The sequence below is a fragment of the Streptomyces sp. NRRL S-244 genome, from assembly GCF_000717915.1.
GTDB lineage: Bacteria > Actinomycetota > Actinomycetes > Streptomycetales > Streptomycetaceae > Streptomyces.
In genome coordinates, this window is record NZ_JOCX01000009.1 from 20,594 (window position 1) to 36,366 (window position 15,773).

At 72.7% G+C, this 15,773-nt stretch carries 12 protein-coding genes; 6 read left to right on the plus strand and 6 right to left on the minus strand.

All coding sequences use genetic code 11. From position 1 onward, the window contains the following. Window positions 1-71 precede the first annotated feature (71 nt). Together cofD and IF02_RS0112905 are read left to right on the plus strand one after the other, a co-directional pair. On the plus strand, window positions 72-1,031 hold the full coding sequence (gene cofD, locus IF02_RS0112900; RefSeq protein ID WP_030156415.1) for a 2-phospho-L-lactate transferase: 960 nt from the start codon (window positions 72-74) through the stop codon (window positions 1,029-1,031). Between the two features lie 62 nt (window positions 1,032-1,093). Continuing rightward, window positions 1,094-2,368 (plus strand): coenzyme F420-0:L-glutamate ligase, encoded by a 1,275-nt coding sequence (locus tag IF02_RS0112905; protein WP_030156417.1) that lies wholly within the window; start codon window positions 1,094-1,096, stop codon window positions 2,366-2,368. Window positions 2,369-2,389: 21 nt separating this feature from the next. Here IF02_RS0112905 and IF02_RS0112910 read toward each other — a convergent pair whose 3' ends face one another. Next, window positions 2,390-3,451 (minus strand): DNA-3-methyladenine glycosylase family protein, encoded by a 1,062-nt coding sequence (locus IF02_RS0112910; RefSeq protein WP_030156418.1) that lies wholly within the window; start codon window positions 3,449-3,451, stop codon window positions 2,390-2,392. Between the two features lie 28 nt (window positions 3,452-3,479). Beyond that, a complete protein-coding gene (locus IF02_RS0112915; protein ID WP_030156420.1) occupies window positions 3,480-4,916 on the minus strand; it encodes a peptidoglycan recognition protein in 1,437 nt (478 codons plus the stop codon). A 139-nt stretch (window positions 4,917-5,055) separates the two neighbouring features. On the opposite strand from IF02_RS0112915, the gene IF02_RS0112920 reads away from it, so the two are divergent. Next, window positions 5,056-5,808: a TIGR03089 family protein gene (locus IF02_RS0112920; protein WP_030156422.1), complete on the plus strand. Its 753-nt coding sequence runs from the start codon at window positions 5,056-5,058 to the stop codon at window positions 5,806-5,808. Window positions 5,809-5,927: 119 nt separating this feature from the next. Beyond that, a complete protein-coding gene (locus tag IF02_RS0112925; RefSeq protein WP_030156424.1) occupies window positions 5,928-7,010 on the plus strand; it encodes a sugar phosphate nucleotidyltransferase in 1,083 nt (360 codons plus the stop codon). A 68-nt stretch (window positions 7,011-7,078) separates the two neighbouring features. Here the strand turns inward: IF02_RS0112925 and IF02_RS0112930 are convergent, their stop codons facing one another. Next, on the minus strand, window positions 7,079-8,443 hold the full coding sequence (locus IF02_RS0112930; RefSeq protein ID WP_078622065.1) for an LCP family protein: 1,365 nt from the start codon (window positions 8,441-8,443) through the stop codon (window positions 7,079-7,081). A 118-nt stretch (window positions 8,444-8,561) separates the two neighbouring features. Between IF02_RS0112930 and IF02_RS0112935 the strand changes: the two genes are divergently transcribed. Beyond that, window positions 8,562-9,113: an acyl-CoA thioesterase gene (locus tag IF02_RS0112935; protein WP_030156426.1), complete on the plus strand. Its 552-nt coding sequence runs from the start codon at window positions 8,562-8,564 to the stop codon at window positions 9,111-9,113. A 69-nt stretch (window positions 9,114-9,182) separates the two neighbouring features. On the opposite strand, the gene IF02_RS0112940 is transcribed toward IF02_RS0112935, so the two are convergent. Then, complete coding sequence (locus tag IF02_RS0112940) at window positions 9,183-10,685, minus strand: LCP family protein (RefSeq protein ID WP_078622066.1); 1,503 nt, start codon at window positions 10,683-10,685, stop codon at window positions 9,183-9,185. A 204-nt stretch (window positions 10,686-10,889) separates the two neighbouring features. Between IF02_RS0112940 and IF02_RS0112945 the strand changes: the two genes are divergently transcribed. Then, window positions 10,890-11,918: a glycosyltransferase family 2 protein gene (locus IF02_RS0112945; protein ID WP_030156430.1), complete on the plus strand. Its 1,029-nt coding sequence runs from the start codon at window positions 10,890-10,892 to the stop codon at window positions 11,916-11,918. A gap of 73 nt (window positions 11,919-11,991) precedes the next feature. On the opposite strand, the gene IF02_RS0112950 is transcribed toward IF02_RS0112945, so the two are convergent. Then, window positions 11,992-13,665 carry an LCP family protein gene (locus IF02_RS0112950; protein WP_234318182.1) on the minus strand — a complete coding sequence of 558 codons (1,674 nt, stop codon included), beginning with the start codon at window positions 13,663-13,665 and terminating at the stop codon, window positions 11,992-11,994. Window positions 13,666-13,802: 137 nt separating this feature from the next. Further along, entirely contained in the window at window positions 13,803-15,566 is a 1,764-nt protein-coding gene (locus IF02_RS0112955; RefSeq protein ID WP_030156435.1) for an LCP family protein, read from the minus strand. Window positions 15,567-15,773: the final 207 nt, after the last annotated feature.

The following is a 15,773-nucleotide window of genomic DNA, read 5'->3' on the forward strand; positions in this document are numbered from 1 at the left end:
CCGACCGTCCCGCCCGTCGCCCGACCGCCACCCCTCCACGACAGCCTGCGGCTGACTGACACACTGTCCGCATGCGCATTGTTGTTCTGGCCGGCGGCATCGGCGGCGCCCGTTTCCTGCGCGGCCTGGGGGCCGCCGTCCCCGACGCGGACATCACGGTCATCGGCAACACCGGTGACGACATCCACCTGTTCGGACTGAAGGTGTGCCCCGATCTGGACACGGTGATGTACACCCTCGGCGGTGGCATCAACGAGGACCAGGGCTGGGGCCGCACCGACGAGTCCTTCACCGTCAAGGAGGAGCTCGCGGCGTACGGGGTCGGACCGGACTGGTTCGGCCTCGGCGACCGCGACTTCGCCACCCACATCGTCCGTACGCAGATGCTCGGCGCGGGCTACCCGCTGAGCGCCGTCACCGAGGCGCTCTGCGACCGCTGGCAGCCCGGGGTCCGGCTGCTGCCCATGTCCGACGACCGCGTCGAGACGCACGTCGCGGTCACCGACCCCGAGACCGGCGAACGCCGCGTCATCCACTTCCAGGAGTACTGGGTCCGGCTGCGCGCCTCGCTCGACGCCGAGGCCGTCGTACCCGTCGGCGCCGAGCAGGCCAAGCCCGCGCCCGGCGTACTGGAGGCCATCGCGGCCGCCGACCTGATCGTCTTCCCCCCGTCCAACCCGGTCGTCTCGATCGGCACCATCCTCGCCGTGCCCGGCATCCGCGAGGCCGTGGCCGCCGCCGAGGCGCCCGTCGTCGGCCTCTCCCCCATCGTCGGGGGCGCGCCCGTGCGCGGGATGGCCGACAAGGTGCTCGCCGCCGTCGGCGTCGAGTCCACGGCCGCGGCCGTCGCCCGGCACTACGGCGCCGGACTGCTCGACGGCTGGCTCGTGGACACCTCCGACGCCGACGCGGTCGCCGAGGTGGAGGCCGCCGGGATCGCCTGCCGCGCGGTGCCGCTGATGATGACCGACCTGGCCGCGACCGCCGAGATGGCCCGGGCCGCGCTGGCGCTGGCGGAGGCCTCCCGGTGAGCGTCCCCTCCGTCCCTCCGGCCGCTCCGGCCCATCCGGTCCCGCCGGTCCCCTCGTACGAGGTGCGCGCCGTCGCCGGGATCCCGGAGGTCCGCCCCGGCGACGACCTCGCGCGGCTGATCGCGGCGGCCGGTCCCGCACTGCGGGACGGGGACGTGCTGCTGGTCACCTCGAAGATCGTCTCCAAGGCGGAGGGCCGGATCGTCCACGCCGAGTCCCGCGAGGACGCCATCGACGCCGAGACCGTACGGGTCGTCGCGCGCCGCGGCGCCCTGCGGATCGTCGAGAACCGGCAGGGGCTCGTCATGGCGGCGGCCGGCGTCGACGCCTCGAACACCGAGCCCGGCACCGTACTGCTGCTGCCCGAGGACCCCGACGCCTCGGCCGCCGCGATCCGCGCCGGGCTGCGCGAGCTGCTGTCCGTCGACGTCGGCGTCATCGTGACCGACACCTTCGGACGGCCCTGGCGCTCCGGGCTCACGGACGTGGCGATCGGCTCGGCCGGGGTGCGCGTCCTGGACGACCTGCGCGGCGGTACGGACGCCCACGGCAATCCGCTGAGCGCGACGATAGTGGCGACGGCGGACGAGCTGGCCGCGGCCGGAGACCTGGTCAAGGGCAAGGCGACCGGGCTGCCGGTGGCCGTCGTACGCGGTCTGGGGCACCTGCTCGGCGAGGGTTCGACTGCGGCCGACCTGGTGCGCGCGCCGGCCGACGACATGTTCCGGCTGGGCACCTCGGAGGCGGTACGGGAAGCCGTGACGCAGCGGCGTACCGTACGGGCCTTCACCGACGAGCCGGTGGACCCGGGCGCGGTCCGCCGCGCGGTGGCCGCGGCGGTGACGGCCCCGGCTCCGCACCACACGACGCCGTGGCGGTTCGTCCTGCTGGAGTCGGCCGCGGCGCGGCTGGAGCTGCTGGACGCGATGCGCGACGCCTGGGTCGAGGACCTGCGGCGGGACGGCAAGTCCGAGGAGTCCATCGCGAAGCGGGTCCGGCGGGGCGATGTCCTGCGGGGTGCCCCGTACCTGGTGGTGCCGTGCATGGTGACGGACGGGGCGCACGACTACGGGCACGCCCGGCGCGATGCGGCGGAGCGGGAGATGTTCGTGGTCGCGATGGGCGCGGGCGTGCAGAACTTCCTGGTCGCGCTGGCCGGGGAGCGGCTGGGCTCGGCGTGGGTGTCCTCGACGATGTTCTGCCGGGACGTGGTGCGCAAGGTGCTCGGGCTGCCCGAGGGCTGGGATCCGATGGGGGCGGTGGCGGTGGGCCATGCCGCGGCGGCTGCGGCTCAGCGCCCGGCGCGGTCGGCGGAGGAGTTCATCGAGCTCCGCTGACCGGCCTGTTCGCCGGCCGGGTCAGAGCTTTCCGATGTCCGTCTTGCGCATCTTCGGGGCGCGGCGGGGCGGTACGTGGCCCGCGAGGAGGACGAGGCGGGCCGCGCGGTGGCGCTGGCCGGCGTACGGGGCGAGCAGCTCCAGCATCTCGGCGTCGTCGGCGTCCCGGTTCCCGGCGAGGGCGTAGCCGATGATGCCGGGCAGGTGCAGGTCGCCGGTGGTGACGGCGTCGGCGGCGCCGTTGCTGCGCTGGAGGGTCTCGGCGGAGGTCCACGGGCCGATGCCGGGGACGGCCTCCAGCCGGGCGGCGGCCTGCGGGAGCTCCATCGCGGCGGCCTCCTCCAGGCGCTTCGCCACGCGGGCGCTCCGGACGATCGCGGCGGAGCGCTTGGCGTCGACGCCGGCCTTGTGCCAGTCCCAGGACGGGATCAGCGCCCAGGTCCGGGCTTCGGGCATGACGTACAGGCCCTGCGGGAGGCCGCCGCGGGGACCGGGGGCGGGCTCCCCGTACTGGCACACCAGGCGGCGCCAGGCGCGGTACGCCTCGTCGGTGGTGACCTTCTGTTCCAGGACGATCGGGATCAGGGACTCCAGGACCAGTCCGGTACGGGTGAGGCGCAGCCCCGGGCGGCGGCGGTGGCTGGCGTGCACGAGGCGGTGGCGGGGGACGAAGGCGGCGGGGTCGTCGCCTTCGCCGAGGAGGGCGGGCAGGCCGTCGAGCATCCACTCGGCGCCGGGGCCCCAGGCCTCGGCGTGGGCGGTTCCGGTACGGGGGCCCAGGGCCACGCGGAGGGTGGCCGGGCCCTGGGGGGTCCGGCTGGTCTTCCAGACGGAGCCGTCGGGGGTGGTGCGGAACGTGGGGTCGCCGGGGCCGCGCCGCAGGGGCCCGAGCGTGAGCCCGAGATCGACCGCCCGGCCGGGATCCCACTCCCGGGTCCGGGCGCCTGCGGTGGCCGCGGCGGGTGCGCCGGCCGCGGTGGGTGCGCCGGCCGCGGTGGGTGCGCCGGCCGCGGTGGGTGCGGGCACGCTGGTGCGGCCGCCGCGGACGGCGGTGCGGGTGAGGGGGTCGAAGCGGCCGGCCATGCCTTGAGCGTAGCCCCGCGACGTCCCCCTACGGGCGGCCCTGGAGCTTCGCGGACGAAGTGCGGGTGGGCGGGAGCTGCGCGTAGAGGAGCTTGCCCGGGCATTCCGTGGCGAAGCCGTCGCGGTGGCCGGAGATCACGTTCAGCTTGACGTTCGTGCCCTTCTTGAAGCGGTTGCCGCCGCCCGACTTCAGGGTGGTCTTCGCCCGCGGGTCCCTGTTGAACAGCCCCAGCTTCCACGCCGTGAGCTGCGCCACCGCCTTCACCGCGGCCGCGGGCGGGTTGGTGCTCGTGTAGGTGCCGAGCACCGCGACGCCCATGCTGTCCGTGTTGAACCCCATGGTGTGCGCGCCGAGCACCGCCTTGGCGACTCCGCCCGCCCGGCCCTCGTACACCGTGCCGCACTTGTCGACGGCAAAGTTGTAGCCGAGGTCGCGCCAGCCGCTGCTGACCACGTGGTAGCGGTACAGGCTGCGCAGCACCGCCGGGGCGTCCTTGCAGGCGTAGTTGTTCCCGGAGGCGGTGTGGTGGACGAAGGCCGCCTTGACCGTGCTCGTGTAGACGAAGCCCGGCTCGCGCAGGGACTCGTCCGCGCCCCAGCCCAGCCGTGTCACGATCCGCGGTCGCGGGCCGATGTACGGGCGGGCGGCCGCGCTGAGGGTGCCCTCGCTGGCGAGGACGGCGTCGGCGGTGGAGTCGGCCTTGTCGAGCGCGCTGATCTCCTTCGCGCCGAGCGCGGCCAGCGGGACGTTGGCTGACGAGGACTCCGCCGTCTCCATGGTCATGCCCGGCAGGGCCACCACGTCGCCCTTGTCGTCGCCCTCGGGCTCGTCGGCGGTGCCCGTCGCGCCGTTCTTGGCGTCGACCACCGTCACCGGGTCCGTCGCGCCCGGGTCGACGAGCTCGATCCGCATGCCCGACGGGAGCCGGGCGCCCGCGCGGGTGGCCGGGGCTCCGGCTCCGGGTTCCGCCCGGACGCGGACCTCGATGCCGTCGGAGTCGCCGACCCACAGCGGGGCGGTGCTGCCGCGGACCCGGCCGGAGCCGCTCTCCCGGGTGTCGAGGTCGGGGGCGTGTTCGCTGTTGTGGGTCTCGATGTCCTGCCAGTCGGACCAGGTCCCGGTCGCCACCGTGCGGGTGCGGACCTGGACCCGGCCGGACAGCTGGGTGCTCGCGTCGTCCCAGACGACGCCGACCAGCGAGAACCGCTTGACCTCGCGCGGCGGCAGCCCCCGGCTCTCGGGCAGCCGCGGCGAGGTGCTCATGCCGGGGACGCCGGGCGACCGGTCGGCCGCGGGACCCAGGGGGCCGAGCGGCAGCGACTGGGTGGACCCGGCGGGGGCGACGGGGGTGGCGGCCGCGCCCTGCGAAGGCGCGGCCAGGGCCGGAGTGGAGAGCGCGAGCGGCAGGGCCGCCAGGGCGGCAGCCGTCGCGACACCGATCGAGGAAGCAAGGAATCCACGCATGAAAGCGATGCTGAGCACAGTCACCTCGAAGCGCCATCGGAGAACTGACGGTCCGTCCGATCCGGCCCGCGCGTCCCTCGCCCGTACGGAGGAGCCGATGCCCGCCGTACGGGCGAGGGGCCCGCGTAGGCTGGGGCGGGTGAACGCCACTGACCGCACCCCTGCCGACCTGCTGCGATCCGCGCTCGCCGCCGATCCGGGCCGCCCGCTCGTCACGTTCTACGACGACGCCACGGGCGAACGCGTCGAATTGTCCGTCGCCACCTTCGCCAATTGGGTGGCCAAGACCGCCAATCTGCTCCAGGGCGACCTGGGCGCCGAGCCCGGCGACCGGCTCGCGCTGCTGCTCCCCGCGCACTGGCAGAGCGCCGTGTGGCTGCTCGCCTGCGACTCGGTCGGGGTCGTGGCCTCGGTGGGCGGACGCCCGGACGACGCCGATCTCGTCGTCAGCGGGCCGGACACCCTGGAGGAGGCCCTGGCCTGCGGCGGCGAGCGCGTGGCGCTCGCGCTGCGTCCGCTGGGCGGGCGCTTCCCGCAGCCGCCCGCCGGATTCGCGGACTACGCGGTGGAGGTACCGGGCCAGGGCGACCGCTTCGCCCCCTTCGTCCCGGTGGAAGCCGACGGTCCGGCACTGATCGTCGACGGCGAGGAGTTCACGCACGCGCAGCTCGTCGACCGCGCCCGCGAGGACGCGGCGAAGCGCGGCCTCGCCGCCGGCTCCCGACTGCTGTCCGGCCTGGACTACGACACGTGGGACGGCCTCTCGGCCGGCCTGTTCGCCTCCCTGGCCACGGGCGGCTCCGTGGTCCTGTGCCGCAACCTGGACCGCCTCGCCCCGGAAGCCCTGACCCAGCGCATCGAATCCGAACGCGTCACCCACACCGCCGAGTAGGACGGGGCCGGGAGGAGCCGAGTGGTGTGGGTCTCGTCTCGTTCGGGCGTCGGGCGGGCGCTGACGCGGATGGGCTAACTTGGGACCCTCATAGGGCCCGAACCGGGTGGGGAGAAACAATTTTGGAAGCCATCCTGCTGGTCGGGGGGCAGGGGACGCGGCTGCGCCCCGTCACGGTCAACACCCCCAAGCCGATGGTGCGCGCGGCCGGTGTTCCGTTCCTCGCCCACCAGATAGCCAGGGCCGCCGCCGCCGGTGTCACGCACATCGTGATGGCCACCTGCTACCTCGCCGAGGTCTTCGAGCCGTACTTCGGCGACGGCTCCGCCTTCGGCGTCTCGCTGGAGTACGTCGTCGAGGACGAGCCGCTCGGCACCGGCGGAGCCATCCGCAACGCCGCGCAGCGGCTGACCGGCGGGCCGGACTCGCCCGTCCTCGTCTTCAACGGCGACATCCTCACGGGCCTCGACATCGCCGGGCTCGTCGACTCCCACCGGGCGGCCGCCGCCGACGTCTCCCTGCACCTGGTGCGGGTCGAGGACCCGCGCGCGTTCGGCCTGGTCCCCACCGACTCCGAGGGGCGGGTGCTGGCCTTCACCGAGAAGCCGCAGACCCCCGAGGAGATCATCACGGACCAGATCAACGCCGGCTGCTACGTCTTCCGCCGCAGCGTGATCGACTCCATCCCGGCCGGGCGCCCCGTCTCCGTCGAACGCGAGACCTTCCCCGGCCTGCTCGCCTCCGGGGCCCTGCTCCACGGCGTCACCGAGAACACGTACTGGCTGGACCTCGGCAAGCCCGAGTCCTTCGTCCAGGCCTCCGCCGACCTCGTACGCGGAGTCGTCCCCTCCCCGGCCGTCCCGGGCCCGCGCGGCGAGTCCCTGGTGCTCCCGGGCGCCGAGGTGGCGGCCGGAGCCAAGCTGTCCGGGGGCACCGTCGTGGGCGCCGGAGCCCGTATCGCGGCGGGCGCGGTCGTCGACGGCTCCATCGTGCTCGACGGCGCGGTCATCGCCGCGGACACCCAGGTGCGCGCCAGCCTGATCGGCGTCGGCGCCTCGGTGGGCACGCGGACCGTCCTGGACGGCGCGGTCGTCGGCGACGGGGCCGTCGTCGGCTCGGACAACGAACTGCGCGCGGGCGCGCGGGTGTGGTGCGGGGCCGAACTGCCCTCCGCCGCCGTCCGCTTCTCCTCCGACCGGTAACACCGCCGACGGCATACGACACGACGATGCCGCCGGCCCCGCGGGGCCGGCGGCATCGTCGTGTCCGGCTAGTTGGCCGTGACCGTGACCTTCTCGTCGTTCTGGATCTGCTTGACGAGCTGCTGCACCTTGGCCTTGTCCCAGAGCAGGTTGCCGCCGCGCTCGCCCGCGATCGGCATGTTCATCGACACGCCCTCGCCGCCGCTGATGCCCTTCATCGCGAAGAACATGTCGGCCAGGTCCCACAGGGACATGTCCTTGTCCACGACCAGCGTGTCCAGGCCCGCACCCAGCACCGGGTACAGCTTGAACGGGTTGAGGATCGTGCCCGGCGTCGCCGCCTGGTTGGCCAGCGTCGACAGGAACTTCTGCTGGTTCTTCGTACGCGCCAGGTCCGACTCGGCGAACGCGTACCGGGTCCGGACGAAGGCCAGCGCCTGGCTGCCATTGAGGGTCTGCTCGCCGGCCTTGAAGTCGGCGCCCGACTTCTCGTCCTTGAAGCCCTTCTCGATGTTCATGTCGACACCGCCGAGGGCGTCCACGATGTTCGCGAACCCGGCGAAGCCGATCTCCGCGTAGTGGTCGATGCGCAGGCCCGTGTTGAACTCCACGGTGCGCACCAGCAGTTCCGGGCCGTCGTCCGCGTACGTCGCGTTGAGCTTGGTGTGCTTGCCCGTGCCCGCGAACTTCTTCCCGGACTCGGAGCCGACGAAGGAGGGGACCTCCACGTCCGAGTCGCGCGGCAGCGAGACCATCGTGTTCCCGCTGGAGCAGGCCGCCAGGATCATCATCGAGTCGGTGCGCTTGCCCTCGGCCGAGCCCGTGTGGAGCTGCTTCTTCTGCTCGTCGGACAGGCCCTCGCGGCTGTCCGAGCCCACGACCAGGTACGTCGTGCAGTCGCCCTCCTTCGGGCGCTCGATGACCTTGGAGAGGTCGACCTCGCGGCGCACCTTGGAGTCGGCCCAGAAGTACGTGCCGATGGTGGTCGCGAGCAGCGCCGTGACGAGCACGATGGAGCCGATCTTGATCCGCTTGCGCCAGTCCGGGGCGGGTCCGGCCGGCCGCCCCGGCCGCCCGCCGGGACCCCCCGGGCCGCCGGGGCCGCCGGGACCGGTGGGCGAACCCGGGCCGCCCGGACCCGCCGGGGTGCTCTGCGGCCGCCCGTAGACCTGGCCGGTGTTGTAGCCGCTGTCGTAGCCGCCGTACGTGTCGTGGCTCGGGGCCTGCTGCGGAGGCACCCCGTACGCGGGCGGCTGCCCGGGCCGGGCCGGCGGCTGCGCCGGTCGCTGCGGTTGCTGCTGCGGCGGCACCGGCCGCTGCTGCCGGCGCTGGACATGCGGCATACGCCGGGCACCCTCGGGCTGCGCCTGTGCGCTGCCGTGTCCGTACCGGTCGTCCCCGCTGTCGTTGCGCCCCTCGGGCCACTCACTCATGCCGCCTAGGATGCCTGGCCGGATACGGTGCCCGACAGTCCGGGCGGAGCTTCGTTCCGGTGCTGTTGCAGAGCTGATGCCTGCATGTCGGGTTTCGCGTCGGCTTTAAGGTAGGCGCATGACAGAGATACCGGGCCGGGCGGCCGGCGAACCCCAGGGCAAGCCGATCTCGGCCTCGCGGACCACGCTCAGCCACATCATGACGGCCAACGACACCAACCTCCTCGGCACCGTGCACGGCGGCGTGATCATGAAGCTGGTGGACGACGCGGCGGGCGCCGTCGCCGGGCGCCACTCCGGCGGCCCCGCCGTCACCGCGTCCATGGACGAGATGGCCTTCCTCGCCCCGGTCCGCGTGGGTGACCTGGTCCACGTGAAGGCCCAGTGCAACTGGACCGGCCGCTCCTCCATGGAGATCGGCGTACGGGTCCTGGCGGAGCGGTGGAACGAGTCCACCCCCGCCACCCAGGTCGGCAGCGCCTACCTCGTCTTCACCGCCGTGGACGCCGAGGGCAAGCCGCGCACGGTCCCGCCGGTGCTCCCCGAGACCGACCAGGACCGGCGCCGCAACCAGGAGGCCCAGATCCGGCGCACGCACCGGCTCGCCCGGCGCCGGGCGATCATGGCGCTGCGCGAGGAGCGCGCGGCCCAGGGCTTCGACGACGACTGAGACCGGTCACCGGCGGCCGGGACCCGTCACCCGGGGCGGGGACGACCCGTCACCGGCGACCGAGACCCCTCACTTCCCGCAGATCACCTGGTCGCCCGTGACCACCCCGTACTGGCCCTGGTTCGGATCCTCGGGCCGGACCGGCACCACCTTCCGGTAGTCCGCCCCGGCGATCACCAGCACCGTCCGCCCCTGGCCCGCCACCGCCCGCAGCTCGCTGCCGGGCAGCGCGGTGGACACCGTACGGGCCGAGCGGTCCCAGCGCGGGTCGTACGCGACCACCGTGCGCTTGACGTCGCGGCTCGCGCCGTTGCCCGGGGCCCGGGTGGTGTCGAAGCCGGTGGCGCGCAGCGCCGCGTCCACGCGCCCGCCGAGCCCGTCGATCCGGGTGCCGTTCTCCACCTGCACCCGGATCTGCTGCGGCGGCACGTCCACCGGCACCGCCGGCTGCTGCTGCGGCCGGCGCGCAGGCCGGCGCCCCGGCTCTGCGGGGACGAGCGGCCGGTCCAGGCGCAGCGCCTCGAAGAGCTTCGCGGCCTTCGGCTCGTCCCACTTCACCGTCGAGCCGATGCCCTTGACGGGGTACGAGGGGTCCCCGATCGGCACCGACGCGAACTCCGACGACGCCGGGGTGAAATCGCGCAGGGCCTGCCCCAGGGCCAGCATCTGCTCGGAGCCGAAGCCCCGGTCGGCCCGGACCGAGCCCAGCAGGGTGGAGCTGACCTCCTTGAACTTCACCGGGTTCAGCAGCACCCCGCCGCCGGTGGCCTGCTTGATCAGGGCCGCGACGAACCGCTGCTGGCGCTGCATCCGGCCGAGGTCGGCGGCTCCGTCCACATGGCGCGAGCGCACGTACTGCAGGGCCTGTCCGCCGCTGAGCCGGTGGCTGCCCGGCTGCAGGTCCAGCCCGGTGTTCTGGTCGCGCAGGGCCTTGGCGGTGCAGATCTCCACGCCGCCCATCGCGTCGACCGTTTTCATGAAGCTGGTGAAGTCGACCTCCAGGTAGTGGTCGATCTTCACCCGGGTCATGCTCTCGACGGTCCGCACGGTCAGCTGAGGCCCGCCCTCCGCGTACGCAGCGTTCAGCTTGACGGGGTGCGGCCCGTGCTGCTTCCCGCTGGACTCGTCGCGGTGCTCGGGCAGCTCGGCGTAGCTGTCGCGGGGCAGGCTGACCACGCTGGCCCGCTGCCGGTCGGCGGAGAGGTGCACCAGCATGACGGTGTCGGTGCAGTGACAGGGGGCGCCGCCGAGGCGGTACTCGCGCTTGTCCTCGCGGGTGATCTTGTCCCGTCCGTCGGTGCCGACCAGCAGGAAGTTCAGTCCGTGTCCGGCCTGGGGCCGGTTCTTCATGTCCTTGAACGGGTCCACCCGCTCGATCCCGGTGTCCAAGCCGGTCATCACCGCGTGCCCGATCGCCCCGGAGCCCAGTACCGCCACCGCCAGCCCGGCCGCCAGCCGTACCCCCCACCGGGGCCGGTCGTCCCCCCGGCGCCGGTCCGGAGCACCGCCGCGCCGCGCGCGCTGCGGCCCCGGGGGCCGGGCGGGTCGGGTGGGACGGTGCGGTTGGGGCACGGGGGACACCTCCGCGGGGGCAGCAGGGCCGACAGGAACGAACCGGACACACCGGAGTCGGGTACATCAGGGACAGACACATCGGGCAGATCGTCAGAACAGTAGGCCCATACGATCAGCTGCTGTCCCTACCGATCATGCGGCGCGCACCCGTTTCCCCCGTACGCGGTAACGTGACACCGATACCCGACCTTGAAGGACCACATGCCCGCCCAGCAGCCCGCAGTCTCGGTGATCATGCCGGTGCTCAACGAGGAGCGCCATCTGCGTGACTCCGTCCGCCACATCCTCGGACAGGAGTACGCCGGCGAGATGGAGGTGGTGATCGCACTCGGGCCGTCCAAGGACCGCACCGACGAGATCGCCGCCGAGCTCGTACGCGAGGACCCCCGCGTCGTCACCGTTCCGAACCCCTCCGGCCGCACCCCGGCCGCTCTCAACGCCGCCATCAAGGCCTCGCGTCACCCGATCGTGGTACGCGTCGACGGCCACGGCATGCTCTCGCCGAACTACATCGCCACCGCGGTCCGTCTCCTGGAGGAGACCGGTGCGCAGAACGTCGGCGGCATCATGCACGCCGAGGGCGAGAACGCCTGGGAGGACGCCGTCGCCGCGGCGATGACCTCCAAGATCGGCGTCGGCAACGCGGCCTTCCACACCGGAGGCAAGGCCGGCCCCGCCGACACCGTCTACCTGGGTGTCTTCCGCCGCGAGGCGCTGGAGCGGGCGGGCGGCTACAACGAGGAGTTCATCCGCGCCCAGGACTGGGAGCTGAACTTCCGCATCCGCGAGGCCGGCGGGCTCATCTGGTTCTCGCCCGAGCTGAAGGTCCAGTACCGGCCGCGGCCCTCCGTACGGGCGCTCGCCAAGCAGTACAAGGACTACGGCCGCTGGCGTCACGTGGTGGCCCGCTACCACTCGGGCTCGATCAACCTGCGCTACCTCGCCTCGCCGACCGCCCTGTGCGCCATCGCCGCCGGTGTCGTGGTCGGCGCGGCCGTCAGCCCGTGGGGGTTCCTGGTCCCGGCCGGCTACCTCGCGGCGATCACCGTGGGCTCGGTCCCGGCCGGCAAGGGGCTCTCCCTCAAGGCGCGGGCGCAGATCCCGGTGGCCATGGCCACCATGCACATGTCCTGGGGCTTCGGCTTCCTGACCAGCCCGCGCTCGCTCGCGGACAAGGTCATCGCGAGCCGCCGCCCGGCGGTGCGCCGGGACCTGGCCAGCGAGGTCTGAGCAGGCCGCGTACGTACATGTGAAGGGGCCCGGTGGCGACAGCGCCACCGGGCCCCTTCGTTGCGTACGGGTCCTACCAGGTGAAGCCCGGCTGGATCGCCATGCACTCCTTGTCGTCGTCGCCGTTGAGCGGACGGGCGGAGTCCGGGGCCTTGGTCGGGGCGGGCGGCGGCGGGGTCGGCGCGTTGCCGGTCCGCCAGTCCTTGCCGACGAACAGCACGATCCCGGTGACGTCCTCGGTCTTCTCCACGGCGCTCGCCGGCAGGCCGAGCGCGGTGGCCACGGCCGCCGCGTCACCCGCCTGGTCGGGGCTGGAGAAGCGGATCACGGTGGTGTCCTCCGCCCCGGTCTGCGTGGTGGACAGGGCCTTGGTGAAGCCCTTGCCGACCAAGATCGCGGCGACGTCGTCGGCCCGGCCCTTGACCCGGGTCTGGGCGCCGTCCTTGCCTCCGGTCGCATTGCGCACGCTGACCGCGATCTTCGCCGGGGGCGCGGCCGGATCGGCGGCCGGCTGGGACGGGACCGCGGTCGAGGGGGAGGCGGCGGGCTGGGACGCGGCGGCGTCCGGGTTCGGGGTCCCGGAGCCCTTGCCGTCGAGGGCGATGTCCTCGCGGACCATCCGGAACAGGGCCTCGGCCTCGACCGGCTTGGGCTCGACCCGGCCCTCCTCGCGGGTGCTGTAGACCCACGGCATGGTGGTCATCGTGATCCGCCCGGTGGGGACCTTCTTGAGCTCCGTGCTGAGGTCGTACAGCTTGTCGATCTTGTTCAGGCCGGGGTCCACGACCATGGCCTTGATGGCCGCCTGCGCCAGGCTGTTCAGCTTCATCGGGTTGCTGAGCTTGGCGTTCTTGCGGAACTCGCGGGCCATCGAGTTCATGTACATGTGCTGGGCGTGGGTGCGGCCGAGGTCGGTGCCGTCCTCGAAGCCGTAGCGGGTGCGCAGCCACTGGAGGGCCTGCTCGCCCTGGATGGTGTTCGTCCCGGCGGGCAGCTTCAGGCCGGAGCCCTTGCCGTCGCGGGTGCGCGACTCCACGTTCTGCTGGACGCAGACCGGGACGCCGCCGATGGCGTCCGCCATCGTCACCACGCCCTTGAAGTCGATCATCATGAAGTGGTCGATCGGGATGTGCGTGAGCTCCGTCCAGGCGGCGACGGTGCAGCCCGGCCCGCCCCGGCCGAGGGACTCGTTGGTCTGCACGAGGCCCCGGCTGGCCGGGTGGACCTTGCCGCCCGGGCCCGGCTCGGTGCACTTCGGCATCATCAGCATCGTGTCGCGCGGCATGGACACGACCGACATGTTGCTGCGGTCGGCCGACAGGTGCAGCAGCATCTGCACGTCCGCGAGGGGCGGGCCGTCGAAGGTGTCCCTGGCCCCGCCGAGGGCCTGGTTGGCCGCGTCGTCACGGGCGTCGGAGCCGATGAGGAGGATGTTCAGCGGGGTCTGACCGAAGGCGTTGGGCTTGGAGCCGCCCAGCTTGTTCTCGCCGAGGTTCAGGACGTCCGTCTTGATGCTGCCGTTGAGGTGGCGGTAGTAGAGGTAGCCGCCCGCCGCCGTCGCGAGTATGAGGAGCGCCAGTACGGAGGACACCCAGCGCAGCACCCGCCGCCGGCCGCGCCGCTGGGGGGCGCCGCCGCCGGCGCCGCCTCTCGGTCGGGGGACGGTGCCGGACGCGCCGGATCCGCCGCCGGATATCTCACCGGACTGGGCGGGCGCCCCCTCCCCTCGCACGCTGCTGTGCCTCACGCGTCCCCCTCAAGATTCACTTCGTGTCGTGGTGTGCCGGTGCAGTTCCACCGGCACGGGCCGGCCTGCTTGCCTTGCTCGGTCGTGCTCGGCTTGCCTGCCTTGCGGCCTTGCTGTGATGCGGCGCCCCGGCCGGCCTACTTGGCGCAGATCGCCTTGTCGGCCTCGACCCGCTGAATGTCCTCCGGAGCCTTCTGCGGCGCCGTCAGCGAGACCCCCGCCCCCTTGAAGTCGGCGCCGAGCGTCAGCTTCATCGGCGTCTTGGGTCCGGCGTCCGCCGAGCCCATCTTCAGTGCCGTGGCCGGCAGCCCCATCAGGTCGGCCAGCGCCCGGGCCTGGTCGGCCTGGTTGGGCGCGTACTCCAGCTGCGTCGCGTCGAGCTTGGCGGGCGCGTTGCCGCGGTTGCTGGACTTGTTGACGCCCTTGCTGTTCTGCAGCCAGTTCACGGTGGCGGAGGCCGCACCCCCGGGCCCGCCGCCGTTGTAGACGTCCACCCGGACGTCGCCGGCGGGCGCGCGGTTGCCCTGGAGCAGGGCGTCCGCCTTGCCCTTGGCCTCCGCGTCGGCCGCGTCCTTCGCCGCCTGCTCCTTCTTCTCGACCTCCGTCAGCGAGACGTCGCCCTGGATCATCTTCAGCAGCGGGTCGGCCAGGCGCTGGTCGACGACGACGGTCGCCTTCTTGCCCTCGGGCTCGGCCGGGTTGTCGAGCACCGGGAGCGTGGTGAAGGTGATGTTCTTGAGGTCCATGTCCTTCAACTCACCGGCGAGATTGGTGAGTTTGTCGATGGACCCTATGCCCGAGTCGACGGTCAGCGACTTGGTGGCCGCCTCCGCGAGGGAGAAGAACTTCTTCGGACTGGTCAGCGTCTCCTTCGACTTCATCTCGCGCATCATCGAGCCCAGGAACTGCTGCTGGGTCTTGATCCGGTCGAGGTCGCCGTGGTTGCCGAACGAGTGCCTGGTGCGTACGAAGGCCAGGGCCTGCTCGCCCTGCAGCCGGTGCTCGCCGGCGTCCAGCTTCAGCTTGGAGTCCTTGTCGTCCACGGGCTTCGCGAGGCAGACCGGAACGCCGCCGACCGCCGTGCTCAGCACCTTCACCGCGTTGAAGTCGACCATCATGAAGTTGTCGACGGTGATCCCGGTGATCTCCTTCACCGTACGCATGGTGCAGCCCGGGTCGCGGCCCTCCTGGCCGAGGCTGATGTTGAACCGGGTCCCCTTCTCGCCGGGGATCGTCTTCGTCGAACCGTCGGGCTGCTTCGTCGGGCAGGCCGGGATGTTCGTGATCAGGTCGCGCGGGATGGACAGCGCGGTGGCATTGCTGCGGTCCTTGGAGACGTGGAAGAGGATCGTGGTGTCGGCGTGGCCGACGCTGTCCGCGTCCCCGTAGCCCTCGTTGCCGGCGCCGCTGCGCTTGTCGGTGCCGATGACCAGGATGTTGATGGGCTGGTCCTTCTTGAACCCGCCCGTGCCCGCGTCACCGACGTCGGTGACGTTGAGGTTGTTGTTCAGGTGGTCGTAGTAGAGGTACGCGCCCACCGAAGCGCCGACCAGCAGGAAGGCCAGGGTGCCGCCGGTGACGACCAGGATCCGCTTGCGCCGGCCGCCGCCTCCGCCGCCCTTGCGCGGCCGGCCGCCGCGCCGCCCGGGCGGACCCTCGCCGCGCCGCGGTCCGGGCACCGCCGGAGACGGGGCCTTGGGGGTCTTGGGGGTCTTGGGGGCCGTCGGCGCTCCGGGCGCACCGGCCCGGGCCGAAGACGGTCTGCGAGGTGCGGCGACGGAGGGCTGCTGCTGCGCAGCGGAACGGTCCAGTCGCAGTTCGTAGTTGCCAGTGCGGGGGTTGAGCACCCACTGGTCTGCGGGGTCGATCTCGTCTGCCCGCCCACGGCTTTGCGCATCCACGGTTGCTCGAATCCTCCGTCGGTGCCTCGCGACGCGTCTCCCCCAAGACGCCCGGTCAACGATCCGGCTGCTGGTGCACGGCCTCTTTTCTGGCCGGGGCACCGGATCGCTCACCCTATCCGCCCTGGTCAACTGCAAACCATGGTGGTGACAAATTCCACTCCCCTTATAACGGGTCAAACCCCGCAAGGCCTTCGGTTCGGACAC